Below are 24,800 nucleotides of genomic sequence, written 5' to 3'. Positions count from 1 at the left end.
GGTTGCTTATGTCATTAACAAATGAACAGCAAGAGCGTTTTCATATTTTGCTTCAGCAATTGCAAATACCAGAAGATCTTGTGAATCGATATTTACAAGGCGGCGGTATTCAAAAGTTAGTTGTTGATAAGGCGAACAAAAGCTGGCATTTTGCTTTACAAGTGCCGCGCATTTTGCCAACAGAACTGTATGAATTGCTTGAAAGACAGCTTAAGCAGTCATTTTCTCATATTGCAAAAACATCATTTGCATTAGAAGCCGAGAGCAAACAGTTTACGGAAGAAGAAGTGAAAGCGTACTGGTCGCTATGTACAGAGAGAATTACAATTTCTCCTATGTTTGCATATTTAAAGAAGCAACTTCCCCATGTAAATGGTGTGAAGTTGTTACTAGATGTAAAGAATGAATTAGAAGCAACAGCATTAAAGAAAAATATAGCTAAGTCTGTTGGTGATCAATATGAAGTGTTTGGATTCCCACGATTTCAAGTGGATACCAATGTAAAGAAAAATGATGAAGAAGTTCAAAAGTTTAGAGAACAAACTGAGCAAGAAGATCGACAGCGCGTCATACAGGCTATGGAAGAAATGGCGAAGAAACAAGCTGAAGAAAGCGAAGTTGTACATGAAGGTCCTGTTGTACTCGGTTATCTTATTAAACCTGATGAAGAAATTACACCGCTGCGTGAAATTCAAGACGAGGAAAGAAGAAAAACCGTTCAAGGATATGTTTTCCATGTGGAAACGAAAGAACTTCGTAGCGGACGTACATTATTAACGTTAAAAATAACGGATTACACAGACTCCATTATGATAAAAATGTTCTCGCGCGATAAGGAAGATATTCCGGTGTTACAATCGCTGAAAAAAGGAATGTGGATTAAAGCGCGAGGATCGGTTCAAAATGATACGTTTGTTCGCGATTTAGTGATGATTGCGAATGATATTAACGAAATAACAGGACCTTCTCGTAAAGATAAAGCGCCAGAAGGTGAAAAGCGAGTAGAGCTGCATTTGCATACACCGATGAGCCAAATGGATGCCGTGACATCAGTATCTAAGCTTGTTGCACAAGCTGGAAAGTGGGGGCATGAAGCGATTGCGATTACCGATCATGCTGTGGCGCAATCTTTCCCAGAAGCATATTCAGCAGGGAAAAAAGCAGGGATAAAGGTCATTTATGGTGTAGAAGCAAACTTAGTAAATGATGGAGTTCCAATTGCTTATAATGAAGAGCACAGATTGCTTGAGGATGAAACATACGTTGTTTTTGACGTTGAAACAACAGGATTATCCGCGGTATATGATACGGTGATTGAATTAGCGGCAGTAAAGATAAAAGGCGGAGAAATTATCGATCGGTTTGAATCTTTTGCAAATCCGCATCAACCGCTCTCAGCGACAATTATCGAGTTAACAGGCATTACAGATGATATGTTGACAGACGCACCAGAAGTAGGAGAAGTATTTAAAAAGTTTCAAGCGTGGATGGGCGATCATACACTTGTTGCCCATAATGCAAGTTTCGATATGGGATTCTTAAATGTAGGATTTAAAAAATGTGGTTTAGATAAACCCAAAAATCCAGTTATTGATACATTGGAGTTAGCTAGATTCCTATTCCCAGACATGAAGAATCATCGCTTAAATACGCTTTGTAAAAAGCTTGATATTGAATTAACGCAGCATCACCGTGCGATTTATGACACGGAAGCAACAGGATATTTACTTGCGAAAATGCTGAAAGAGGTTATTGAAAAAGGATTTGAATATCATGACCAATTAAATGACAGCATGGGACAAGGTGATTCGTATAAACGAGGAAGACCAAGTCACGCTACGTTGCTTGCTACGTCTGATGAAGGACTAAAAAACTTATATAAACTTATTTCCTATTCGCATGTGAATTATTTTTATCGTGTACCACGAATACCGAGATCGTTATTGAAAAAGCATCGAGAAGGTATATTAGTAGGGACAGCTTGTGATAAAGGTGAAGTATTTGAAGCGATGATGCAAAAAGCACCGGAAGAAGTAGAAGAAATTGCGCAGTTTTATGATTATATTGAAGTAATGCCTCCAGAAGTGTTACGACATTTAGTAGAGCTAGAATTAGTTCGAGATGAAGGACAATTGAAAACAATCATTTCTAATTTGGTAAAATTAGGTGAAACGTTAGATAAACCAGTTGTTGCGACTGGTAATGTCCATTATTTGAATCCAGAAGATGCTATTTATCGTAAAATTTTAGTAAGTTCGCAAGGCGGTGCAAATCCGTTAAATCGTCATTCTTTACCACCAGTATATTTCCGTACAACAGATGAAATGTTAGATTGTTTCTCTTTCTTAGGGGAAGAAAAAGCAAAAGAAATTGTTGTCACAAATACACAAAAAATTGCATCGTTAATCGGTGAGGTTCATCCGGTAAAAGACGATTTGTATACACCGAAAATTGAAGGTGCAGACGATGAGACGCGCGATATGAGTTACAAAATGGCGCGCAGTATTTATGGAGAAGAACTTCCAGAAATTGTAGAAGCTCGTTTGGAAAAAGAATTAAAAAGTATTATTGGGCATGGCTTTGCTGTTATTTATTTAATCTCACACAAATTGGTGAAAAAGTCACTTATAGATGGTTACCTTGTAGGTTCACGTGGATCGGTTGGATCATCATTTGTGGCGACAATGATGGAAATTACAGAAGTAAATCCATTGCCGCCACATTATGTATGTCCAAAGTGTAAGCAATCAGAATTCTTTAATGACGGTTCTGTCGGATCTGGTTTTGACTTACCGGACAAAAATTGTCCAAACTGTAATGTTCCATATAAAAAAGATGGACATGATATTCCGTTCGAAACGTTCCTTGGTTTTAAAGGAGATAAGGTACCGGATATTGATTTGAGTGCGACACGTTCTTAACTGAAAAGGTTAAGCACTAGCATCTGCTAGGAGAACTGCTATTCCGAAGTGTGGAATGATGGGGTAACGTCCTGAAACACACTCACTGAAGCTACGGCAAGCGATAGCGATATTGCAAACATCAACATCGTTTGAAGCCCGTTAAAGTAGGCTGAAGTTCACCCTAACGTAAAGACGAGGAAAGGAAGGTGGGAACCTTCTGTGAATGATAGGTCTGGTGTCTATAAAATTTCTATGGTTAGAATCAGTAGAATCACTGGGACGAACCCTCGACTGACTTTTCGTGAATGTCACGTTGCAGAAATGTAACGGGGTCCAAAGAGGACTTCCAAGTGTGGATGAGTAAGCGTTTGGTTATGAAAATCCATACTGTGTTACAGGCACAGTCAAGCTTGGCGGAATTTAGGGGGAACCTAAGGGAATGATGTACAGATAGGAATAGTGGAACGTGTGAAGCTTTCGACATAAGAGAAGGTTGCACTTCGATGACGATGGTATGTGGAAAGGCAGATGCTATAACACATTTTATGAAAGTGGCAGTCGTGCCGTAGTACCGCTTGATGAAATGCCGAAGATGACTGAATAACCAATAAGTCGGAGGATAAAAACATTTCAGAGGGAAGGGCACAAGTCGTTAACGTCGAAACAAAAAACTTCGACAAAGTTAACGATGGAACGCCGTGTGAGTGTGAAAGCCTCATGCACGGTGTGGAGTGGGGGAAAAGCTGGAGATAATATCAAATGCTTACCTATCACTATATTTTTCCGGAGAATATCAACCGCGTGCACATAATTACACAAAGGTGCTATTTGGTGAAGATTATGTGTATCGTGCTGGAACAATTGGTACAGTTGCAGAGAAAACAGCTTACGGTTATGTAAAAGGGTATGCGTCGGATCGTAATTTAACAATCCGAAATGCGGAAGTGGATCGCCTTGTTGCAGGATGTACAGGTGTAAAACGTACAACTGGACAGCATCCAGGTGGTATTATCGTTGTACCAGATTACATGGATATCTTCGATTTCTCACCAATTCAGTATCCTGCAGACTCTGTTGGAGCAGAATGGAGAACGACACACTTTGACTTCCATTCTATCCATGATAATTTATTGAAACTTGACATACTTGGACACGATGATCCAACTGTTATTCGTATGTTACAAGATTTAAGTGGAATTGATCCAAAGACGATACCAACAGATGACCCCGAAGTAATGAAGATTTTTTCCAGTCCAGAATCTTTAGGGGTAACAGAGGAACAAATTAATTGTAAGACAGGTACACTTGGTATACCGGAGTTTGGAACAAAATTTGTAAGACAGATGTTAGAGGAAACAAAACCAACAACATTTTCCGAGCTTGTCCAAATTTCTGGACTATCGCACGGTACAGACGTATGGCTTGGAAATGCCAACGAGTTAATTTATAACGGTACATGTACATTAAGTGAAGTTATCGGTTGTCGTGATGACATCATGGTGTATTTAATTTATCAAGGGCTAGATCCGTCATTGGCCTTTAAAATCATGGAGTCAGTGCGTAAAGGTAAAGGTGTGCCGGAAGAATGGGAAGAGGCAATGCGTAATAACAATGTACCTGGGTGGTATATTGATTCATGTAAGAAGATTAAGTATATGTTCCCTAAGGCGCACGCGGCAGCTTACGTATTAATGGCTGTGCGCATTGCCTATTTCAAAGTGCATTTCCCGCTCTTATTCTATGCAGCATACTTTACAGTACGAGCTGATGATTTTGATGTAGATGTAATGGCAAAAGGATCAGCGTCAATTCGCGCAAAAATTGAAGAAATTGCACAAAAAGGATTGGATGCTTCGCCAAAAGAGAAGAGTTTGTTAACTGTATTAGAAATGACATTAGAAATGTGTGAACGTGGTTATTCTTTCCAAAAGGTTGACTTATACCGTTCGCATGCAACAGATTTTATTATCGATGGAGATACATTAATTCCTCCATTTAACGCAGTGTCTGGTCTTGGGACAAACGCAGCAATTAGTATTGTAGAAGCACGTAAAAATGGCGACTTTTTATCAAAAGAAGATCTGCAACAAAGAAGTAAGCTTTCTAAAACAATTATTGAGTATTTAGATAGTCAAGGTTGTTTAGGGGATTTACCAGATCAAAACCAATTATCACTGTTCTAAGGGGGAGGAAAAGTCTTTACAAATCAACATTTTCTATGGTACACTATTAACCGAGATAACCATGTCATGTATATTTTTCGAAAAGAAGAGTGGGGAAACCCACTCTTTCGTGTTACTATCTATGTTTTACCTACAATTGTAGGTGGGACATTTCTGTCGTATATACATATTTTGTTACAAGTTTTACTTCTTAAATTTGGTAATACTAAGACAGATATTCCCTGCTAAGCGGCAGGGGCTTTTGTTAGCTAACAAGAAAGAATAAGACAGGCCGCTTTATGATAAAGCGGGGCTTTTCTTTCAAATGGTACATGGCGGCAGGAAGGAGGCTGTTTATGGATAAGAAAGTCACAGAAGTTGTTGAAGCACTTGCGCAGCCGATTGTTGAAGAGTTAAATCTTGAACTTGTAGATGTAGAATATGTGAAAGAAGGAAAAGACTGGTTCCTACGCGTATTCATCGATTCTGAAACCGGAGTCGACATTGAAGAATGCGGTGCGGTAAGTGAACGTTTAAGTGAAGCTTTAGATAAAGAGGATCCAATTCCTCATCTGTACTTTTTGGATGTATCATCTCCAGGAGCGGAACGCCCATTAAAGAAAGAAAAAGACTTCGAACAAGCTGTAGGAAGTCAAGTAGCCATTAAAACATACGAGCCGATTGATGGTGAAAAGATGTTTGAAGGAAAATTGCTTTCTTATGATGGTACAACAATTACATTATTATTAACGATTAAAACACGTAAAAAAGAAATCCAAATTCCAATGGATAAAGTTGCCAATGCGCGACTTGCAGTTACGTTTTAGTTAGAAGGGGGATCCTCATGAGCACTGAGTTGTTAGATGCTTTGCTCGTATTAGAATCAGAAAAAGGTATTAGCAAAGATATTATTATTGATGCGATTGAAGCAGCTTTAATCTCTGCTTATAAGCGCAATTTTAACCAAGCACAAAATGTTCGAGTTAGCTTTAATCCGGAAGTAGGGACAATTCAAGTTTTAGCACGTAAAGATGTTGTTGATAACGTATTTGACCCACGTCTTGAAATTTCTGTGGAAGAAGCAAGACAAATGAATCCAAACTATCAAAATGGTGATGTACTAGAAATTGAAGTAACGCCAAAAGATTTTGGACGCATTGCGGCGCAAACTGCAAAGCAAGTTGTCACACAACGTGTACGCGAAGCAGAGCGCGGCGTTATTTATTCAGAATTTAGCGATCGTGAAGAAGACATTATGGTCGGTATTGTTCAAAGACAAGATGCTCGCTTTATTTATGTAAGCTTAGGAAAAGTGGAAGCACTTTTACCAGTAAGTGAGCAAATGCCAAATGAACAATATAAACCACATGATCGCATCCGTGTATTCATTACAAAAGTCGAAAAAACGACAAAAGGACCACAAATTTACGTATCACGTACACACCCTGGTCTTCTAAAGCGTTTATTTGAAATGGAAGTTCCAGAGATTTATGATGGAACAGTAGAGATTCGTTCTGTTGCACGTGAAGCAGGCGATCGTTCTAAAATCTCTGTATATGCGGAGAATATTGATGTTGATCCAGTTGGTTCTTGCGTGGGGCCGAAAGGGCAGCGTGTACAACGCATTGTAGATGAACTAAAAGGTGAAAAAATTGACATTGTTCGCTGGTCAAATGATCCAGTAGAATATGTTGCCAATGCATTAAGTCCATCACAGGTTGTATCAGTACTTGTGAATGAAGAAGAAAAAGCAACAACTGTTATCGTTCCAGACCATCAGCTTTCGTTAGCAATTGGTAAGCGTGGACAAAACGCGCGTCTTGCGGCAAAATTAACGGGCTGGAAAATTGATATTAAAAGCGAGTCTGATGCGAAACAACTTGGTATTGTAACAGAAGAAGACAACATGATCGCATTCGATTCAGTTGAAGACGAAATCGAATAGAGGTGATGAGTATGAGCAATCGAAAAGTTCCGTTACGAAAGTGCGTTGTAACGCAGGAAATGAAGCCGAAACGAGAGCTCGTTCGCATTGTTCGTTCCAAAGAAGGTGAAGTGTCTATTGATTTAACTGGAAAAAAATCAGGACGCGGCGCATATTTGTCATTGGACAAAGAATGCATCCTTCAAGCACAAAAGAAGAACATTTTGGAACATCATCTAAAAGCGAAAATCGACAGTTCTCTCTATGAAGAACTTCTTGAACTTGTTGAGAAGGAGTCGAAATAAGTGTCCGATTGGAAATCGTTTTTAGGCCTAGCAAATCGCGCCCGAAAAATTATTTCGGGTGAAGAACTTGTTTTAAAAGAAGTACGAAGTGGCAAGGCGAAGCTTGTATTGCTTTCTGAGGATGCGTCTGCGAACACGACAAAGCGCATCACAGATAAAACCACGTACTACAACATACCAATGAGAAAAGTCGAAAATCGACAACAATTAGGGCATGCGATTGGGAGAGACGAACGAGTCGTTGTAGCTGTGTTAGATGAGGGCTTTGCGAAAAAGCTGCGTAGCATGCTCGATACAACTTACCGGGGGTGAAGGTATGAGTAAGATTCGAGTATATGAATATGCAAAGAAGTACAATATTTCAAGTAAAGATATTATTACAAAACTAAAAGAAATGAATATTGAGGTTTCGAATCATATGACAATGTTAGACGATGAAGTAGTAAACAAATTAGATAATGAGTATAATAATGAAGCGAAAAAACCTTCTGTTGCAGATGAGTTTGAAGTAGAAGAAAAGGTTGTTCGCAGCAAAAAGAACAGCAATAAGAAAAAGAAAAAAGGCAAAGGAAATCAAGATAAACGTCAAGAGAACTTTGCTGGAAAACAGCAAGCGCAAACTGTAGAAACACCAGATAAAATTACTTTCTCTGGAACGCTTACAGTAGGAGAACTTGCGAACAAACTTGGCAAGGAGCCATCTGAAATTATTAAGAAGCTCTTTATGCTAGGAATTATGGCAACGATTAACCAAGATCTTGATAAAGATACAATCGAGTTAATTGCAGGCGACTACGGTATTGAAGTAGAAGAAGAAGTAGTCGTAGATGAAATTGAGTTCGAAACATTTATCGATGAACAAGATGAAGAAGAAGGGGACTTAAAAGAGCGCCCAGCTGTTGTAACAATTATGGGTCACGTTGACCATGGTAAAACAACATTACTTGACTCAATTCGTAATTCAAAAGTAACTGCTGGTGAAGCAGGCGGAATTACGCAACATATTGGTGCATACCAAGTAGAAGTAAATGATAAGAAAATTACATTCTTAGATACTCCAGGTCACGCGGCGTTTACAACGATGCGTGCTCGCGGTGCACAAGTAACGGATATTACAATTCTTGTTGTAGCAGCTGATGACGGTGTAATGCCACAAACAGTTGAAGCGATTAACCACGCAAAAGCTGCAGGAGTACCAATTATTGTAGCGGTGAATAAAATGGATAAACCAGCAGCAAATCCAGATCGCGTTATGCAAGAATTAACGGAGTATGAATTAGTACCAGAAGCTTGGGGTGGCGATACAATCTTCGTACCAATCTCAGCGATTAAAGGTGAAGGAATTGACAATTTATTAGAAATGATTCTTCTTGTAAGTGAAGTAGAAGAATATAAAGCAAATCCAAATCGCTATGCAACAGGTACTGTAATTGAAGCGCAACTTGACAAAGGAAAAGGTACAATCGCAACATTACTTGTACAAAACGGTACACTTCGCGTTGGTGATCCAATCGTTGTTGGTACAACATACGGTCGCGTTCGTGCAATGGTAAATGATATTGGCCGTCGTGTAAAAGTTGCTGGACCATCTACTCCTGTTGAAATTACGGGTTTAAATGAAGTTCCACAAGCAGGCGATCGCTTTATGGCATTTGCTGACGAGAAAAAAGCACGTCAAATTGGTGAATCACGTGCACAACAAGCATTGCTTGCACAACGTGGTGAAAAATCTAAATTAAGCCTAGAAGATTTATTCCAACAAATCCAAGAGGGCGATGTAAAAGAAATTAACTTAATCGTTAAAGCTGATGTACAAGGTTCTGTAGAAGCAATGGCTGCATCACTTCGCAAAATTGATGTAGAAGGCGTTAAAGTAAAAATTATTCATACAGGCGTAGGTGCGATCACAGAATCTGATATTATTTTAGCTTCTGCATCTAATGCAATTGTAATTGGATTTAACGTACGTCCAGATGTGAATGCGAAGCGTACAGCTGAATCTGAAAATGTTGACATTCGCTTGCATCGTATTATCTATAAAGTAATTGAAGAAATTGAAGCGGCAATGCGCGGTATGCTTGATCCAGAATTTGAAGAAAAAGTAATCGGTCAAGCTGAAGTTCGTCAAACGTTTAAAGTAACAAAAGTTGGAACGATTGCTGGATGTTATGTAACAGACGGTAAAATTACGCGTGATAGCGGCGTGCGTATTATTCGCGATGGCGTTGTCATTTATGAAGGACAGCTTGATACATTAAAACGTTTTAAAGATGATGTAAAAGAAGTAGCACAAAACTATGAGTGCGGTATTACAATTGAGAAGTACAATGATATTAAAGAAGGAGACATCATTGAAGCATTCATTATGGAAGAAGTGAAGCGATGATTATCGCTTCACTCTCATTCGAATGCATCATATACGATGTGCATTCTTTAAAAGAGAAACGAGCAATTTTACAACGTGTGCTAACCCGCGTGAAACAGCGATATAATGTCGCTGTTTCTGAAGTGGGGCACCAAGATGTATGGCAACGTACGGAAATTGCAATTGTTTCTGTATCCTCAAATCGCGTTGTCTGCGAGAAAGAAATGAATCGTGTACTGGAGTATATCGACTCGTTTCCGGAGATAGAACGAACGATAACGCACTTGGAATGGTATTGAATGAGGTGAATAGTTATGAAATTACGTGCAAACCGTGTGGGAGAGCAAATGAAAAAAGAATTAGGTGATATTATTAGTCGCAAAATTAAAGACCCACGTGTTGGATTTGTCACAGTAACAGATGTAAAGGTAAGTGGAGATTTACAAATTGCCACAGTATATATTTCTGTTTTAGGAGATGAAGAACAGAAAGAAAATACATTAAAAGGCTTAGCGAAAGCGAAAGGGTTTATTCGTTCAGAAATTGGCCAACGTATTCGTCTTCGTAAAACACCGGAAATCTCCTTTGAATTTGATGAATCTATCGGATATGGTCATCGAATTGATACACTTTTACATGAAATTAATAAAGAAGGTAAACGTGAAGAATAATGGATAGACATTTGTCTATCCATTTTTTCAATAGAAAGTTTGTTTTGCATATTAGATATGTAAGTAGACAAGCATAGTGAAAAATATTTACTTAACTTTTGCAAAAGGATAACAATGAGGTGAACATATGGAAGGTGTAGTATTATTACATAAACCAAAAGGAATGACTTCGCACGATTGTGTATTTAAGTTGCGAAAAATATTACGTGAAAAGCGAATTGGTCACACAGGTACGTTAGATCCAGATGTAACAGGAGTGTTACCGATTTGTGTGGGACGTGCTACAAAGATTGCACAATTTTTGACGAGTGAAACAAAAACTTATGAAGGTGAAGTGACATTAGGATTTTCAACTACTACTGAAGATGCTTCTGGTGAAGTAGTTGAAAAACAAGATGTAAATCGCACAATTACACGCAAGGAGATTGAAACGGTACTAGCAGAATTGACAGGTACGCTTGAACAAGTGCCACCTATGTATTCGGCTGTAAAGGTGAACGGGAAAAAATTATATGAGTATGCGAGAGCAGGGCAAGAAGTGAAGCGCCCAGTTCGTACCATTACAATTCATGAGTTTACACTACTTGACGACCGCGAAACATTTGAAGGTGCAAATATTTCATTCCGCTTCCGTGTTACATGTAGTAAAGGAACGTATGTGAGAACATTGGCAGTTATGATTGGTGAAAAACTAGGATTCCCGGCACATATGTCTGATCTTGTTAGAACGGCTTCAGGGGAATTTCAGCTACATGATTGCGTATCATTTGAAGAAATTGAGGAAAACATGCAAAATGGAACAGTAGAGTCTGTTTTTATTTCAATTGATGAAGCGTTAAGTAAGTTTCCAAAAATAGTGGTAGACGAGAACCAAGCAGAAAAAATAAAAAACGGTATGTTTTTAAAAAATGAAATGCAGGCAGAAGCTCCATTTATTACAGTATTTGACCGTAATAATCATTGTTTAGCGATTTATGAACATCATCCAAAACGTCCAGGCATGTTAAAGCCAATGAAAGTACTTGTGAATAATCAAGAATTAAAGCTATAATGAAGTATTAGAAGGATTATTACAGAAAAAGGTGAACGCAAGCGTGAAACTCATTCATTTAACTCATCCCCATGATTTAAATAAACTAGAATTACCACCTACTGTAATGGCATTAGGATATTTTGATGGCATTCATTTGGGACATCAACGTGTAATTCAAACGGCAAAAAAAATAGCGGATGAAAGAGGATGGAAAAGTGCGGTCATGACATTTCATCCACACCCATCTGTTGTATTAGGGAAAAAAGAAGCACATGTGGCATATATTACACCGCCAAGTTTGAAAGAAAAAGTAATTGCAGATTTAGGTATTGACCTACTATATGTGGTGAAATTTGATGAATCATTCGCCGGATTATTACCACAGCAGTTTGTCGATGAATATGTTATTGGGCTAAATGTTAAGCACGTAGTAGCAGGATTTGATTATTCATATGGACGTTTAGGAAAAGGTACGATGGAGACTTTGCCATTTCATGCAAGAGGGGAGTTTACACAAACCGTGATTGAAAAAGTTGAATTTCAGGAAGAAAAAGTAAGTTCTACAGCGTTACGAAAATTCATTCGTAATGGAGAAATGGAACAAATTCCATCTATTTTAGGTAGACCTTATACGGTAGAAGGAAAAGTTGTTCACGGTGATAAACGTGGGCGCCAAATTGGTTTTCCAACTGCCAATGTTGCTTTAAATGGTGACTATTTATTGCCGCCTGTTGGAGTATACGCAGTGCGATTAAAGGTTCATGATAATTGGCATGATGGTGTATGTAATATTGGATATAAACCAACTTTTAAAGAAAATGAGCGCCAGCTATCTATTGAAGTACATGTATTCCAATTTAGTGAAGATATTTATGATCAGACTGTTACTGTTGAATGGCATATGCGTATTCGAGAAGAAAAGAAATTTAATGGTATCGATGAATTAGTTGCACAAATTGCTGAAGATAAAAATACAGCGCAAGAATATTTTAAGACAGAAAAGAATGTGCTTGCTTTTTCCAATGAAAAGTAGTATTCTATGTTATGTACTTTATGACAACCATTGCTTGGCATAGCGACTCACCGACGCATGCTAGGGAATTGGGGGTTTACTTATTAGGAGGTGAAATAGGATGGCTTTAACACAAGAGCGTAAAAATGAAATCATTGCACAATTTAGAACTCATGAGACTGATACTGGTTCTCCAGAGGTTCAAATTGCTGTCCTAACAGAGCAAATTAACACTCTAAACGAGCACTTACGTACTCACAAGAAAGATCATCATTCACGCCGTGGTCTATTAAAGATGGTTGGTAAACGTCGTAACTTACTTACTTACCTTCGTAATAGCGATATCACACGTTACCGTGAATTAATCACAAAGCTTGGCTTACGTCGATAGTCAAAAAAGCGGGAATCTTCCCGCTTTTTTGTTAGGTAAAAATATATCTTCTACTCTTTATAGCTTACTTAATTTTCGGTAATACTAAAGGGAGAATATTTTGATATATAATCCATTTACATAGAAGAAGTGAATATTTTAAATTGAGAGGGGTACTTAAATGAGTCAAGAAAAGCAAGTCTTCTCGATAGATTTAGCTGGTCGCCAGCTAACAATTGAAACAGGTCAGCTTGCAAAACAAGCGAATGGAGCAGTATTAGTAAGATATGGCGATACAGCAGTTCTATCTACAGCAACTGCATCAAAAGAGGCAAAGGATGTAGATTTCTTCCCGCTTACAGTAAACTATGAAGAGCGTTTATATGCAGTCGGAAAAATCCCAGGTGGTTTCATTAAGCGTGAAGGACGTCCAAGTGAAAAAGCAATTTTAGCAAGTCGTTTAATTGATCGACCAATTCGTCCGCTTTTCGCAGATGGTTTCCGTAATGAAGTACAAGTTGTCAGCATTGTAATGAGTGTTGATCAAGATTGTTCTTCTGAGATGGCAGCTATGCTTGGTTCTTCATTGGCATTATCTATTTCAGATATTCCATTTGAAGGTCCAATTGCAGGGGCAACAGTAGGTCGTATTGACGGTAAATTTGTTATTAACCCAACGGTAGAACAACAAGAGAAAAGTGATATTCACCTTGTTGTAGCGGGTACAAAAGACGCGATTAACATGGTAGAAGCAGGAGCTGATCAAGTACCTGAAGAAACAATGTTAGAAGCAATTATGTTTGGTCATGAAGAGATTAAACGTTTAATTGCTTTCCAAGAAGAAATTGTACAAGCTGTCGGGAAAGAAAAAATGGAAGTAAAACTTTATGAAGTGGATGCTGAACTGGAAAAAGCTGTACGTGAAATGGCAGAAAAGGATATGCATACTGCAATTCAAGTACATGAAAAGCATGCGCGTGAAGATGCAATTAACGAAGTAAAACAACGTGTCATTGCTCATTATGAAGAGCAAGAAGTTGAGGCGGAAGTATTAGGACAAGTAAGTGAGATTTTATATAAAATTGTCAAAGAAGAAGTACGTCGTCTTATTACCGTTGAAAAAGTTCGCCCAGATGGACGTAAGAGTGATGAAATTCGTCCTTTAGCGTCAGAGGTTGGCATTTTACCTCGTACGCACGGTTCTGGTCTATTTACACGTGGACAAACACAAGCATTAAGTATTTGTACGTTAGGTGCATTAGGCGATGTGCAAATTTTAGATGGTCTTGGTGTAGAAGAATCGAAACGTTTTATGCATCATTACAATTTCCCTTCTTTCAGTGTTGGTGAAACAAGACCGATGCGTGGACCAGGTCGCCGTGAAATTGGTCATGGAGCATTAGGAGAACGTGCTCTCGAACCTGTAATTCCATCTGAAAAAGATTTCCCATATACAGTACGTCTTGTATCTGAAGTTTTAGAATCTAATGGTTCTACTTCACAAGCAAGTATTTGCGGTAGTACGTTAGCAATGATGGATGCGGGTGTACCACTTAAAGCGCCAGTTGCTGGTATCGCAATGGGACTTGTGAAATCTGGTGAGCATTATACAATTTTAACGGATATTCAAGGTATGGAAGACCATTTAGGTGATATGGACTTTAAAGTGGCAGGTACAGCAAAAGGTGTAACTGCTCTGCAAATGGACATTAAAATCGATGGCCTTTCTCGTGAAATCTTAGAAGAAGCATTACAACAAGCTAAGATTGGACGCATGCACATTCTAGATCATATGTTATCTGTTATTGCTGAACCTCGTAAAGAGCTATCTGAATATGCTCCGAAAATTATTACGATGGCAATTAATCCGGATAAAATCCGTGATGTTATCGGGCCTAGCGGTAAACAAATTAACAAAATTATTGAAGAAACAGGCGTGAAGATTGATATTGAACAAGACGGTACAGTCTTTATTTCTTCAATTAACCAACAGATGAATGAGAAAGCGAAGAAAATCATCGAAGATATCGTTCGCGAAGTACAAGTAGGAGAAATATACTTAGGAAAAGTAAAACGTATTGAAAAATTCGGTGCATTTGTAGAATTGTTCAGCGGTAAAGATGGTCTTGTTCATATTTCTGAACTGGCTCTTGAGCGTGTAGGTAAAGTGGAAGACGTTGTAAAAATCGGTGATGAAATTTCAGTGAAAGTAATCGAGATTGATAAACAAGGTCGTGTAAACTTATCTAGAAAAGTATTGCTAAAAGAAGAGCAAGAAAAAGAGGCAGCAAAAGAGGAAGCGATCCAAGAATAAAAATGAAGAAAAAAGCCAGATTTCTGGCTTTTTTTGTTATATAAAAAAATATACATAATATAGATTTTTATATGTAGCAAGGTATAGTTTTTATAATAACGCTCAAATTAACAAAGATAAGAAGAGAATATATGGCTCTTTTTGTATAGTTAATGGGAGGGTTTATATGAAAACTCGTATATTTATATATCTAGCGGCATTCTTATTTTGTACCGGGCTATTTTCATACTCAGTGTTTGCCAATGATGAGTTGTATGCCGAAATTCAAAAGCAAGCCAAACAACATTTTATTGCTCCGCAAAATGCAGTGATTGATAAGATTTGGAAAGCGACACCAGGGTATAATGGCAAAGAAGTGGATGTAGAAGCATCCTATAAGAATATGAAGAAATTGCAAAAATTTAATGAAAAACAACTCGTATTTCGAGAAATATCACCTACTATTCATTTAGAAGACCTAGCTCCTGCTCCTATTTATCGCGGTCATCCACAGAAAAAAATGGTTGGATTAACGATCAATGTAGCTTGGGGAAATGAATATTTACCGCGCATATTAGAAACGTTGAAAAAGCACAATGTGAAGGCAACTTTCTTTTTGGAAGGACGCTGGGTGAAAGAGAATGTAAGGTTTGCGAAAATGATTGTAGATGAAAAGCAAGAGATAGGAAATCATTCGTATACGCATCCTGATATGAAAACGTTGTCCATACCTCAAATAAAAGAACAATTACAAAAAACAAATCAAATTATTGAGGCAACGACCAACCAAAAAGTTCGATGGTTTGCGCCGCCAAGTGGAAGTTTCCGCGATGAAGTTGTAAAGGTGGCCGATGATTTAAAGATGGGAACGATTATGTGGACGGTGGATACGATTGATTGGCAACGACCAGAGCCAGATGTACTTTTGCAAAGAGTGATGCGGAAAATACATCCAGGTGCTATCGTGTTAATGCATCCTACATCTTCGACAGCGGAAGCGCTTGATTCGATGATTAGACAAATGAAAAACAAGGGATATAAGCTTGGAAATATTTCAGAATTAATGGATGAAAAACGGATTGATTAAATACATTTGCATGACATTCATGTGCAAACTTGTTATCATTAAATAATAGCGATTATTTAGAGAAACTGGCATTAGGAGGAAGTTTTTTTGATTAAAAAATATACTTGTAAGAATGGTGTAAGAATTGTTATGGAGAATATACCTACTGTGCGTTCAGTTGCAATTGGGATATGGATCCATGCAGGTTCTAGAAATGAAAATGAGAAAAATAATGGGATTTCACACTTTTTGGAGCACATGTTTTTTAAAGGTACAAAGACACGTAGCGCGAAAGAGATTGCGGAATCATTTGACAGTATCGGCGGTCAAGTAAATGCATTTACATCAAAAGAATACACATGCTATTATGCAAAAGTGCTTGATGAGCACGCAAAATATGCGCTTGATGTGTTAGCGGATATGTTCTTTAACTCAACATTTGATGAGACTGAATTGAAAAAAGAGAAGAAGGTTGTATTTGAAGAAATTAAAATGTACGAAGATACACCAGATGATATTGTACATGACATATTAACGAAAGCAACATACGAAACGCATCCACTTGGATATCCAATTTTGGGAACAGAAGAAACGCTTGAAACATTTACAGGAGACACGTTGCGACAATACATTAAAGATCATTACACACCTGAAAATGTTGTTGTATCAATTGCTGGAAATATTGATGAAACGTTTGTACAAACGGTAGAACAATACTTTGGTAATTATGAGGGAACAACAAATCGTGAGCAAGTACATAGCCCAATTTTCCATTTCAATAAAGTCGCTCGCAAGAAAGAAACAGAACAAGCGCATTTATGTTTAGGATTTAAAGGATTACAGATGGGGCATGACGATATTTATAACTTGATCGTACTCAATAATATTTTAGGTGGTAGCATGAGCAGCCGCTTATTCCAAGAAGTACGGGAACAACGCGGTCTAGCATACTCTGTATTCTCATATCATTCTTCTTACGAAGATACGGGAATGCTAACTATTTATGGTGGTACAGGAAGTCAACAATTAGATACATTGTATGACACAATACAAGAAACATTAGACACATTGAAAAATACAGGTATTACAGAAAAAGAACTTGTGAATAGTAAAGAGCAGCTAAAAGGGAATTTAATGTTAAGTTTAGAGAGTACGAATAGTCGTATGAGTCGCAATGGTAAAAATGAATTGCTTCTAAGAAAACATCGCTCTCTTGATGAAATTATCGAAAGCATTAACAACGTGACAAAGTCAAATGTTGATGCATTGATTCGTGATATATTTACAAATGAATTTTCAGCAGCACTAATTAGTCCAAATGGTGAGTTACCAAAAAGCATGAAATAAACAAAAAACTGTATCTCGTGAATGCGAGATACAGTTTTTTTGTTTTTCGGCAATCAAATTTCTGTTATTTTTTGTACATATATAGAATAGGGTACTTATTATAGAACGTTATTTTGCAAAAAATGAAGGAGGAGAAAATGGTGCGGTTAAGCGAATTAAGCGGAAAAGAAATTGTCGACTTAGAACGAGCAGAGAAGATGGGAGTATTAGGGCATGCGGATTTAGAAATTAATGAGAAAGATGGAAAGATTCAAGCTCTCATTATCCCTGTTGGAAAGTGGGGCGGTTTTAAAAGAGAGCAGCAGGAAGTTAGAGTAGAATGGAGCAGAATTAAGAAGGTAGGCCACGATATGATTATTTTTGATTTAGCAAATCATCCGAAATCAAAGTAAAAGATAGCCAATTTGGTTATCTTTTTTTATTTCTTCACAATTTAGTAGAAAGATGATAGAAGTTTAGCGATAAAGTGAAATTTTAAACAGTGGGAGGGCTTCACTCCACTGATTATGAACCTTCACCAATCGGGCTGTTACTGTCCTAAACTAGCGGAATAAAAGTAAGGGATTGTAGATGCACTGTAGAAACTATTCATGCACGCTTTCTGTTTTTCAATCACCTCTAACTCGTACGGTACATATGATGTGGAGAAAAAAGAAAAAATAGGCATTTTTCTTATAAATGAAAGAAAAAGAAGGTGAATTAGAGAATGTTGACTGAGATGCACATTGCTGTCATAGGAGGAGATGCAAGACAGCTAGAGGTAATTCGCAAGTTGGTCGAACTTGATGCGAAACTTTCATTGATAGGATTTGATCAATTAGATCATGGCTTCACTGGGGCAGCAAAAGAGACTATGCAAGATCTAGATTTCACTTCTTTAGATGCAATTATTTTACCGGTAGCAGGAACAAATGCAAAAGGAGAAGTAGATACGATCTTTTCTAATGAAAAAGTTTCAATCACTAAGGAACAAGTTGAAAAAACACCAGCAAACTTTACTATATATTCGGGAATCGGTACGCCGTACTTGGAGAATCTTGTAGCTACTACTAATCGAAAGCTTGTAAAATTATTTGATCGTGATGATGTGGCTATTTATAATTCTATTCCAACAGTAGAAGGTACCTTAATGATGGTTATTCAGCATACAGATTATACGATTCACGGATCGAATGTTATGGTTTTAGGATTTGGTCGAACGGGAATGAGTGTCGCAAGAGCGTTTCAATCATTAGGAGCACATGTCAAAGTTGGCGCAAGACGTTCAGAACATATCGCTCGTATTACAGAAATGCAGTTTTCTCCTTTTTATATGCAGGATATTGGGAAGGAAGTAAAGAATGTTGACATTGTCATTAATACAGTTCCGCATCTTGTTGTAACAGCTAATGTGATTTCCCGTATGCCAGCACATACATTAATTATTGATTTAGCGTCTAAGCCAGGCGGAACGGATTTTCGTTATGCAGAGAAACGAGGTGTGAAGGCATTATTAGCACCTGGTCTTCCGGGAATTGTTGCTCCAAAAACAGCTGGGCAAATTTTGGCGAATGTTCTTTCTCAGTTATTAAAAGCAGATATGATGGCCAGAGAGGAGAATGAAAAATGAACTTGAAAGGAAAACGAATTGGCTTTGGATTCACAGGCTCTCACTGTACGTATGAAGAAGTAATGCCACATTTAGAAAAGTTAGTTGCAGAGGGAGCTGAAGTAAGACCGGTTGTTTCCTATACTGTACAATCAACAAATACTAGATTTGGCGAAGGGGCAGAGTGGATTGATAAAATTGAAGAAATAACCGGACATAAAGTAATCAATACAATTGTTGGAGCGGAACCACTTGGTCCGAAGATTCCACTAGACTGTATGGTAATCGCTCCGTTAACAGGAAACTCAATGAGTAAATTTGCAAATGCGATGACAGATTCACCAGTCTTAATGGCAGCGAAAGCTACTCTTAGAAATGGAAAGCCTGTTGTATTAGCCGTATCTACAAATGATGCTCTTGGATTAAATGGTGTCAACCTAATTACACCAACAAGATGGCGACAAAGTGCGAACGCTTATATGTCGCCATCTTGAGGGAGCTTAGGATAAAGAATAAGTTCGAAATCATCGAGCCTTTGCCATTTTTCCTTTTTATAAACAGCCTTTTCTAAAACCGACTTTAGGAGATTGTTTTTCTTTTTTGGATCATCTGTTTTAAAGTACAAATCAAGAACATGCTCCACTTGAGGGATTGTATCCTTCTTCACTTTTTCCTTCTTAATTTCCGCTTTAATTTCTTTCTTTAAGTTTTCCATCGCGGAAGTAATTTCATTAATACGGTCAGAAACGACTTGTGAGCGTTCTACAAACATATCGACGGTATAAATGCCACGCTCTAATAAATCGTGTAAATTATTTTTTTGTTTTTGGACATCCACTAATTCTTTCTCAAGTTTTCGTAAGGTAGCTTCATTCATTTGAATAACTTGTGTTTCTTTTAATTTGTCACTTTGCTTATGTTTTTCAAAATCAGCTTTATAGTTGATGTACCATTTTTTTAAAGCCTCGAGTAAACGCTTCTCAATTAATTCAGTATAGCTAGATTTGTTTTCACAGCCACGGTGTTTACAATCCATCGTTTCTTTTCGATTCTTTGGATAACGTTGTACCATACTGTAACCACATTTAGCACATTTAATAATACCAGCTAATGGATTCTTTATCCCGTTCGTATTGTATGGAATGTGATACCTTGAGTTTAATTTTTCTTGCACTTGCTCAAACAAGCTTTCAGGTATGATAGGCTCATGCTTGCCATCAGCAATAATCCAATCAGCTTTATCTTGACGCGCACAACTTCTTTTTACAGCATCAGAACGTTTTACTTCTTTTCGCTTTTGCCATGTTACTTTTCCAATGTACACATTGTTTTTTAAAATATCTAATATACTGTACGGGCTCCAGTCGTTCCCAAGCTTACTTTTGTAGCCAAGTCCATTTAGTTTGCGCATAATTGCATTTGCACCCATATCTTCATTTGCATACCAATCAAATATCATTCTTACGACAGAAGCTTCTTCTGGATTAATCGTTAACGTACGCTCTCGCTTATTTAAACGATGGATATCATACCCGAATGGTGCATGGGTACCGAGGTAATTACCAGCTTCTACACTTGCAATACGGCCGCGTTGCATACGTCGCGTAATAATCTTTAACTCCTTACGTGCCATAAACGCTTCAAATTCGCTATATTCTTCATCCCACTCATCATTAAGGTCATAAGTCTTTCTAGGCGTCACAATCTTCGTATTCGAGCGTTTAAACGTCTCTAAAATGATACCTTGCTCTTTCATCCCACCACGACCTAACCGATCCATATCCATACAAAGCACAACATCATATTTGTTATCTTCAATTTCTTCAAGCAGCGCCAACATCTCAGGACGTTTCACCAAGCTCTCACCAGAAACGATTTCTTCACGGACGGATAAAACATTTAAATTCATTTCCTTCGCTATTTTCAGCAGAGTAGCGCGGTGCTTTGCTAACGTTTCGCCTTCACCGCGTGCTTCGGCTTCGAGGTCGGCGCGAGATTTTCTTAGGTAGATTGCGGTTTTCATGGTTAGACCTCCTTGTTAATAGTTATTATACGAGATATAGATAAATAATAGAAAAAAACTAATAATAAAAGAAAAGCTCCAGGAAGGAGCTTAATAAGTTTCTTTATGTTCTTTTTTATAAACTTTTCGATTTATTTCTTTATTAGTTGAGGAGAGTGCAAATTTATTATCCTCATGTTCATTTTTTTGTTCATGTTCTTTTTCTTTTTCATATTTTAGATAAATCTCAGCAGAAAAGTCGCATAAATAGAATATATCTTTGTCTGTAGAACCTTTAGGGAAACAAATAGTTCTCTTTTCATCAATTATATGCCCGTGGACTAACTTTTCAATTTTTATTTTGTCTTCACTAACAGGCTTTATACGATACTTGATTGGCGACTTTTGAGCATTTATTTTTGAAAAAATAAAAGAATACAAGGAAACGAGTATTAAAGGTAAGAGTACCACTGTAGCAAGAGAGTTTAGATTAACCCCGATATATGTAAGTTGATTAAATATAAAGCAATAAAATACTAACCCTAATATCATGTTGAACATAATTAATGGCATAATTACACGGTTAAATTTTTTGAATTTCTTCACAATCGACGGACTAAAAATTACAATCAAAAGTGAAAGAAGAAAAATTAGAAATGACCAGGACATAAAGTTTTTGTAAATACCTGGGTTATCAATATCAACTTTACTAAATGAATAATTAAACGCTAATCCACTTCCAGCGAACAAGGCAGTAAAATATAATACGGCTGAAAGGAAATGCCATACTTTTAAATTTACTTGTTGAACCTTGCTTAAAAAAAGTTTATTTATTTCATCTGTAGCTAATACTTGAATTAAGCGCGTAGCTATAAAATAAGCTAGGGTAACTAAACCACTGACAAGCGCAACAAATCCTTGTGGAGATTTTAAAAAACTATCAATCCAAACGAGCAACTGTTATCCCTGCTTTCATAATAGTTTCATGATATAAATTATTTTTATTAAGAATTATTGAACAGTAACAAATTTTTTAAAGAATGCCTTACGTTTTGTTTTATCATACACGTATGGATTGTTAAATTTTTTGACCCAAGACTTATCTTCAACTTTTAAATCTTCAATCTTAAATCCAAGATATGTATTCAAAGAATCTCTATCCAAGTTAGTACTGTATGTTTTCCCATCGAACGGCAGAGTCATTTTTACTGTATTTAAATCTGGAAATTGTCTTAGTAATCTAGCAGGTTCACTTACAAACATTTTCTCAATAGCATCCCCTGTTGAAAAATATTGTTTATATTGTTCTTCAGTAACGTTGCTATCTGGTTTTGCTGATTTATAAGATGCAAATGAATCGTGGAATGTAATTTCGGCTTCTTTATTATTAAGTTTCATATCTTTAATAAAATTTCCGCCTCTGATGTTTTGAGCATAAGAAGTAAATTCTTTTTGTTTTTCTTCAGCTTTTTTTTGTTCCTCAGCTAATTTCTTCTCTTCAGCTTTTTGCTTCTCTTCCGCCTCTTTTTGCTCTTTAGCTTTTTGTTTCTCTTCGGCTTTTTGTTTCTCTTCGGCTTTTTGTTTTTCTTCAGCTTCTTTTTGTTCTTTAGCTTTTTGTTTCTCTTCGGCTTCTTTTTGCTCTTTAGCTTTTTGCTTCTCTTCGGCTTTTAGCTTTTCTTCAGCTTTTTGTTTAGCGAGAATTTCTTGTTTTTCCTGTGGCGTCATGTTCATGTTAACTACAATTAATGAAATAATAGATAAAATAAAGGCTATACCTGTAAACTTAAAATATTTCTTAGTGTTTGGTTTCTTTTTTAAACGAAATACCAAAGATGTGATTAATAAAATAAACGTGGCTAGCATTGTTATTGCAAATAGAAATGAGAAAAATATTTTCATTTATGTAGCTCCTAACTTATAAATTTGTATTTTAAATTCATATTAATAACTTTTTAAACTAGCAAAACTTTCTGGAATTCCATAGATCTCAGCTATTACTTGAATTGATAGATTTGTATCTTGATATTCAGAAATCATTTCATCAGGTAATAAGAGTTCGACTGCAAATGTATTTGCTTCGATCTCTAATCGATCTACAGAAAAAAAGGTTTTATTTCGTGAAAATGGAGTATTAGCTTTTGGGTGTAATAGAGCATGTCCTAGTTCGTGAGCACAGACAAAGCGTTGTGTGGTTTCATCAATCCTATTATTAATATGAATGAATTTAAAGCGTTTATAAGTGTTGTAAAAACCAAGAGTATTCCCAAGGTCTTCAAACAACACTATAATATCTTTTCGTTTAGCAATTTCAAAGGGGTTTGTTGTGCCGTGTTTTTTACAATTTTCATTACGTAGTCTTTAATTTTCATTTCTTGCTCCGTTCAATCTTTTTTATACTTGTTTGGAGTGAATTTTTGTTTTGCTAATTGTTTTGCCATGCGCATAGAGTTTTCTAGAGAAATACGAATCATTTCTTTTGTATGTTCGTCTATTGGTTCTCCGTCAAACATTAAAGCATCTTCGCTATTTTCTAAGTCTTTTAAAGTTTTTTCTAAGTCACGAGCGATATCACGAGTATCTTTTTTGCTTAAATCAGGAAGTTCATTAGACATCCTTGATTCATCTTCTCTTCCTAATAAATAATCTGTTGTTACTCCTAAAACATTCGCTAAATCTTTTAGCATTTCGTTTGAGGGAGTGCTATGCCCATTCTCATAGTTACTAATGGTGCCTTTAGTGGTATTTACTTTATCGGCTAATCCTTGCTGAGTGAGCTTACGCGTTTTACGCATCTCTTTTAATCTTTGTCTCAACATTTTTAGCACCTCCCGTTAATAAAAAAGTACAAAGATATTGTACCTTATATAGATGGATTGTAAAACTTTGTATAAGATAATTGTACAAATGTGTTTAAGTACAATTATCTTATATATATAATAAAAGTACAAAATACTTATACAAAGAGCGAGACAGTGAACAAAAATATCAAATTAATTAGAGCTAGGAAAAAAAGTAAGTTAACGCAACAAGATCTTGCAAAAAGAATGCAAGTTACAAAATCTACAATAAGTAATTGGGAAAATGGTTATAGTAATCCAAATCTTGAAAAGGCTATTAGATTAGCAACTATTCTTGGTCGTGATATAAAGGATTTAATTTGAGGTACAAGAGTACAAGAATCTTATACTTTTTTGGTGGGAAGTAGGTGGAAAAATGCCATCAACTAACATGGCAGTACCATCAGAACTGTCGCATAAACATATAAAAAGCACTTCAAGAGGTGACACCATGAGCCAACAAGAAGAATATGCGGCGACTTATGAATTTGGAAAAACGAAAGTCCATGTTGTGGCTCCTGAGCCAAAATCACAAAAGGATATTGATAAAATCCGTCAAGCATATTACAAGGCTGGTTGGGCCATCATCAAAGAAATACAAGTAAAAGCAAACGTTGAGGAATAGTTCCTCTCTTTTTATACGAAAAGTAGACAAGTTACATATGTACTAAATTCATTGTAACTATTTGAAAACTAAATATGGAGGCGAACAGATATGGGAACAAGCATATACTGCAATTCAGCGATAGGAGAATTATTACAGAATGCCAGAGAATGTTGTGACAATGTTCAGCTGAAAACGAAGAAAGGGTGGAGTTAGTATAGTCATATGGACACAACTTAGTTAAGTCCTTACAATGGATTTCAAGGAGGAAGTGTCCGTATGGCAAACAAGAAATTTAATGCAGAATTTAAAAAGATG

At 36.9% G+C, this 24,800-nt stretch carries 21 protein-coding genes and 5 pseudogenes; 21 read left to right on the top strand and 5 right to left on the bottom strand.

Annotated features, from left to right (window positions below; translation table 11 throughout):
* Nucleotides 1-8 precede the first annotated feature (8 nt).
* The 18 genes and pseudogenes from MR063_RS00130 to dpaB all read left to right on the top strand — a co-directional run.
* Nucleotides 9-2,906: pseudogene (locus MR063_RS00130) on the top strand (PolC-type DNA polymerase III); the annotation flags it as partial.
* Between the two features lie 764 nt (nucleotides 2,907-3,670).
* Nucleotides 3,671-5,086 (top strand): annotated as a pseudogene (locus MR063_RS00125) (PolC-type DNA polymerase III); the annotation flags it as partial.
* A 335-nt stretch (nucleotides 5,087-5,421) separates the two neighbouring features.
* On the top strand, nucleotides 5,422-5,892 hold the full coding sequence (rimP, locus tag MR063_RS00120) for a ribosome maturation factor RimP (RefSeq protein ID WP_012094909.1): 471 nt from the start codon (nucleotides 5,422-5,424) through the stop codon (nucleotides 5,890-5,892).
* Nucleotides 5,893-5,909: 17 nt separating this feature from the next.
* Nucleotides 5,910-7,010, top strand: a complete 1,101-nt coding sequence (nusA, locus tag MR063_RS00115) for a transcription termination factor NusA (protein WP_242192657.1) — start codon at nucleotides 5,910-5,912, stop codon at nucleotides 7,008-7,010.
* An 11-nt stretch (nucleotides 7,011-7,021) separates the two neighbouring features.
* Nucleotides 7,022-7,294 (top strand): RNase P modulator RnpM, encoded by a 273-nt coding sequence (gene rnpM, locus MR063_RS00110; protein WP_242192655.1) that lies wholly within the window; start codon nucleotides 7,022-7,024, stop codon nucleotides 7,292-7,294.
* Nucleotides 7,295-7,606, top strand: coding sequence for a YlxQ family RNA-binding protein (locus tag MR063_RS00105; RefSeq protein ID WP_017151266.1), 312 nt, complete (start codon nucleotides 7,295-7,297; stop codon nucleotides 7,604-7,606).
* A gap of 4 nt (nucleotides 7,607-7,610) precedes the next feature.
* A complete protein-coding gene (gene infB / locus MR063_RS00100; protein WP_242144552.1) occupies nucleotides 7,611-9,680 on the top strand; it encodes a translation initiation factor IF-2 in 2,070 nt (689 codons plus the stop codon).
* The gene (locus tag MR063_RS00095; protein ID WP_242144553.1) at nucleotides 9,677-9,958 is read left to right on the top strand and encodes a DUF503 domain-containing protein; all 282 of its coding nucleotides are present in this window, start codon (nucleotides 9,677-9,679) and stop codon (nucleotides 9,956-9,958) included. Before infB ends, MR063_RS00095 begins: the two co-directional genes overlap by 4 nt.
* Before the next feature lie 15 nt (nucleotides 9,959-9,973).
* On the top strand, nucleotides 9,974-10,330 hold the full coding sequence (rbfA, locus tag MR063_RS00090) for a 30S ribosome-binding factor RbfA (RefSeq protein ID WP_012094903.1): 357 nt from the start codon (nucleotides 9,974-9,976) through the stop codon (nucleotides 10,328-10,330).
* A 127-nt stretch (nucleotides 10,331-10,457) separates the two neighbouring features.
* Nucleotides 10,458-11,381 (top strand): tRNA pseudouridine(55) synthase TruB, encoded by a 924-nt coding sequence (gene truB, locus MR063_RS00085; protein ID WP_242192653.1) that lies wholly within the window; start codon nucleotides 10,458-10,460, stop codon nucleotides 11,379-11,381.
* A 43-nt stretch (nucleotides 11,382-11,424) separates the two neighbouring features.
* Nucleotides 11,425-12,396, top strand: coding sequence for a bifunctional riboflavin kinase/FAD synthetase (gene ribF / locus MR063_RS00080; protein ID WP_242192651.1), 972 nt, complete (start codon nucleotides 11,425-11,427; stop codon nucleotides 12,394-12,396).
* A gap of 100 nt (nucleotides 12,397-12,496) precedes the next feature.
* A complete protein-coding gene (gene rpsO / locus MR063_RS00075; RefSeq protein WP_001229392.1) occupies nucleotides 12,497-12,766 on the top strand; it encodes a 30S ribosomal protein S15 in 270 nt (89 codons plus the stop codon).
* 160 nt (nucleotides 12,767-12,926) lie between these two features.
* Nucleotides 12,927-15,059, top strand: a complete 2,133-nt coding sequence (gene pnp, locus MR063_RS00070; RefSeq protein WP_242192649.1) for a polyribonucleotide nucleotidyltransferase — start codon at nucleotides 12,927-12,929, stop codon at nucleotides 15,057-15,059.
* A gap of 166 nt (nucleotides 15,060-15,225) precedes the next feature.
* Nucleotides 15,226-16,125, top strand: a complete 900-nt coding sequence (locus MR063_RS00065; RefSeq protein WP_242192640.1) for a polysaccharide deacetylase family protein — start codon at nucleotides 15,226-15,228, stop codon at nucleotides 16,123-16,125.
* 87 nt (nucleotides 16,126-16,212) lie between these two features.
* Nucleotides 16,213-17,451, top strand: a complete 1,239-nt coding sequence (locus MR063_RS00060; protein WP_242192638.1) for a M16 family metallopeptidase — start codon at nucleotides 16,213-16,215, stop codon at nucleotides 17,449-17,451.
* Nucleotides 17,452-17,591: 140 nt separating this feature from the next.
* A complete protein-coding gene (locus MR063_RS00055) occupies nucleotides 17,592-17,843 on the top strand; it encodes a YlmC/YmxH family sporulation protein (protein ID WP_041810486.1) in 252 nt (83 codons plus the stop codon).
* 314 nt (nucleotides 17,844-18,157) lie between these two features.
* The gene (gene dpaA, locus MR063_RS00050; protein WP_242192636.1) at nucleotides 18,158-19,060 is read left to right on the top strand and encodes a dipicolinic acid synthetase subunit A; all 903 of its coding nucleotides are present in this window, start codon (nucleotides 18,158-18,160) and stop codon (nucleotides 19,058-19,060) included.
* Nucleotides 19,057-19,527, top strand: a pseudogene (gene dpaB / locus MR063_RS00045) (dipicolinate synthase subunit B); the annotation flags it as partial. The gene dpaA and the pseudogene dpaB, both read left to right, overlap by 4 nt.
* On the opposite strand, the gene MR063_RS00040 reads toward dpaB, so the two are convergent.
* The 5 genes and pseudogenes from MR063_RS00040 to MR063_RS00020 form a co-directional block, all read right to left on the bottom strand.
* Complete coding sequence (locus MR063_RS00040; protein WP_242192634.1) at nucleotides 19,515-21,062, bottom strand: recombinase family protein; 1,548 nt, start codon at nucleotides 21,060-21,062, stop codon at nucleotides 19,515-19,517. The pseudogene dpaB and the gene MR063_RS00040 sit on opposite strands and share 13 nt — an antisense overlap.
* A 90-nt stretch (nucleotides 21,063-21,152) precedes the next feature.
* Nucleotides 21,153-21,998, bottom strand: a complete 846-nt coding sequence (locus tag MR063_RS00035; protein ID WP_098432550.1) for a hypothetical protein — start codon at nucleotides 21,996-21,998, stop codon at nucleotides 21,153-21,155.
* A 54-nt stretch (nucleotides 21,999-22,052) separates the two neighbouring features.
* Complete coding sequence (locus MR063_RS00030) at nucleotides 22,053-22,940, bottom strand: hypothetical protein (protein ID WP_242192631.1); 888 nt, start codon at nucleotides 22,938-22,940, stop codon at nucleotides 22,053-22,055.
* Between the two features lie 42 nt (nucleotides 22,941-22,982).
* Nucleotides 22,983-23,410, bottom strand: a pseudogene (locus tag MR063_RS00025) (ImmA/IrrE family metallo-endopeptidase).
* 12 nt (nucleotides 23,411-23,422) lie between these two features.
* Complete coding sequence (locus MR063_RS00020) at nucleotides 23,423-23,857, bottom strand: helix-turn-helix domain-containing protein (RefSeq protein WP_242192629.1); 435 nt, start codon at nucleotides 23,855-23,857, stop codon at nucleotides 23,423-23,425.
* Nucleotides 23,858-24,013: 156 nt separating this feature from the next.
* Between MR063_RS00020 and MR063_RS00015 the strand changes: the two genes are divergently transcribed.
* The 3 genes and pseudogenes from MR063_RS00015 to MR063_RS00005 all read left to right on the top strand — a co-directional run.
* Entirely contained in the window at nucleotides 24,014-24,202 is a 189-nt protein-coding gene (locus tag MR063_RS00015) for a helix-turn-helix transcriptional regulator (RefSeq protein ID WP_242192628.1), read from the top strand.
* Between the two features lie 52 nt (nucleotides 24,203-24,254).
* Complete coding sequence (locus MR063_RS00010) at nucleotides 24,255-24,503, top strand: hypothetical protein (protein WP_242192625.1); 249 nt, start codon at nucleotides 24,255-24,257, stop codon at nucleotides 24,501-24,503.
* 90 nt (nucleotides 24,504-24,593) lie between these two features.
* Nucleotides 24,594-24,695: pseudogene (locus MR063_RS00005) on the top strand (sporulation sigma factor-processing peptidase); the annotation flags it as partial.
* Nucleotides 24,696-24,800: the final 105 nt, after the last annotated feature.

This window comes from Bacillus cereus group sp. BfR-BA-01492, assembly GCF_022662815.1.
In the GTDB taxonomy this organism is placed as follows: Bacteria; Bacillota; Bacilli; order Bacillales; family Bacillaceae_G; genus Bacillus_A; species Bacillus_A cereus_BD.
This window is presented reverse-complemented; position numbering and strand designations above follow the sequence as displayed.

What these genes read in the sequence shown, in the direction of transcription:
- rimP (WP_012094909.1), top strand. Translation starts at nt 5,422, where the DNA reads ATGGATAAGAAAGTCACAGAAGTTGTTGAAGCACTTGCGCAGCCGATT.
- nusA (WP_242192657.1), top strand. Translation starts at nt 5,910, where the DNA reads ATGAGCACTGAGTTGTTAGATGCTTTGCTCGTATTAGAATCAGAAAAA.
- rnpM (WP_242192655.1), top strand. Translation starts at nt 7,022, where the DNA reads ATGAGCAATCGAAAAGTTCCGTTACGAAAGTGCGTTGTAACGCAGGAA.
- infB (WP_242144552.1), top strand. Translation starts at nt 7,611, where the DNA reads ATGAGTAAGATTCGAGTATATGAATATGCAAAGAAGTACAATATTTCA.
- MR063_RS00095 (WP_242144553.1), top strand. Translation starts at nt 9,677, where the DNA reads ATGATTATCGCTTCACTCTCATTCGAATGCATCATATACGATGTGCAT.
- rbfA (WP_012094903.1), top strand. Translation starts at nt 9,974, where the DNA reads ATGAAATTACGTGCAAACCGTGTGGGAGAGCAAATGAAAAAAGAATTA.
- truB (WP_242192653.1), top strand. Translation starts at nt 10,458, where the DNA reads ATGGAAGGTGTAGTATTATTACATAAACCAAAAGGAATGACTTCGCAC.
- rpsO (WP_001229392.1), top strand. Translation starts at nt 12,497, where the DNA reads ATGGCTTTAACACAAGAGCGTAAAAATGAAATCATTGCACAATTTAGA.
- pnp (WP_242192649.1), top strand. Translation starts at nt 12,927, where the DNA reads ATGAGTCAAGAAAAGCAAGTCTTCTCGATAGATTTAGCTGGTCGCCAG.
- MR063_RS00065 (WP_242192640.1), top strand. Translation starts at nt 15,226, where the DNA reads ATGAAAACTCGTATATTTATATATCTAGCGGCATTCTTATTTTGTACC.
- dpaA (WP_242192636.1), top strand. Translation starts at nt 18,158, where the DNA reads ATGTTGACTGAGATGCACATTGCTGTCATAGGAGGAGATGCAAGACAG.
- MR063_RS00040 (WP_242192634.1), bottom strand. Translation starts at nt 21,062, where the DNA reads ATGAAAACCGCAATCTACCTAAGAAAATCTCGCGCCGACCTCGAAGCC.
- MR063_RS00030 (WP_242192631.1), bottom strand. Translation starts at nt 22,940, where the DNA reads ATGAAAATATTTTTCTCATTTCTATTTGCAATAACAATGCTAGCCACG.
- MR063_RS00020 (WP_242192629.1), bottom strand. Translation starts at nt 23,857, where the DNA reads ATGTTGAGACAAAGATTAAAAGAGATGCGTAAAACGCGTAAGCTCACT.
- MR063_RS00010 (WP_242192625.1), top strand. Translation starts at nt 24,255, where the DNA reads ATGCCATCAACTAACATGGCAGTACCATCAGAACTGTCGCATAAACAT.